The organism is Carboxylicivirga marina (genome assembly GCF_016612505.1).
GTDB classification, from domain to species: Bacteria; Bacteroidota; Bacteroidia; order Bacteroidales; family Marinilabiliaceae; genus Carboxylicivirga; species Carboxylicivirga marina.
On sequence record NZ_JAENRR010000162.1, the window covers coordinates 1 to 804 of the forward strand.

General features: G+C 34.1%; 1 protein-coding gene. It reads right to left on the bottom strand.

The window, feature by feature from the left end:
* Positions 1-143: 143 nt before the first annotated feature.
* Positions 144-804: hypothetical protein (locus JIV24_RS22215; RefSeq protein ID WP_234445929.1), on the bottom strand; the 661-nt coding region annotated here is incomplete at its 5' end.

Genomic DNA, 804 nt, shown 5'->3' on the forward strand with positions numbered 1-804 from the left:
CAACGGTTGGCCGCATGGCGCTGTAGCAGATTTGCGTTGAGATTGTCCGTCCGAAAGGACGAGACTATCGAGGCGGGAATCTGCACGACCAAAATGCGACAGCCCTGCTATGCTCTATGTGCGGCGTGTTGGTAACCGTAATTTTATAGTAATGAATTGTATTTTTTTATAATCTCAACGGTTTCTGATAGTCCTGATTCACGGCTCATAGAGAGAATCAGGGTCTTAATTTCGCCTTCTACATTAAGAAAGTCTATTAATTTCATTTTTTCCTTTTCAATTCTTTTCTTTTTAAGTCTTTGATTGTAAGGTAGACAAATAGTAGACTTTGTGCCGTTAGCATATTGAGTCAAGCAAAAATTATGATAGTACTTGTTAGAACTAGAGAATGGGTCATGACCTATGTAATAGATTAAATTTATCGATACTTTGCCTTTTGTCAAAACTTCCCCAAAACATTTTTTTAGAGGTGCATATGAACCCATAGGACCAATTACTTTTATATTCTTGATGCTTTCAAATTTTATTGTACCAACTGAAAAACTAATTATTTCATCAGGTGAATACTTAATTAGTTCTTCGCTTAATGTTTTCTTAAATTTAACCTTCCCTGTATGACTTGCATAAAAGTTCAAATATCCTTCTTGTTTTGTGCTGTCAAGTAACATTATATGTCCTTTTTTGAATTCTTTGTCATGGGGGATATTTTGACAAATTATAACCTCAGTACAAAAACTGAAAGTTATTAAATACAATAGTAGATGTTTCATATTTTGTTCGTCTGTATTTTTATGGTTACCAACG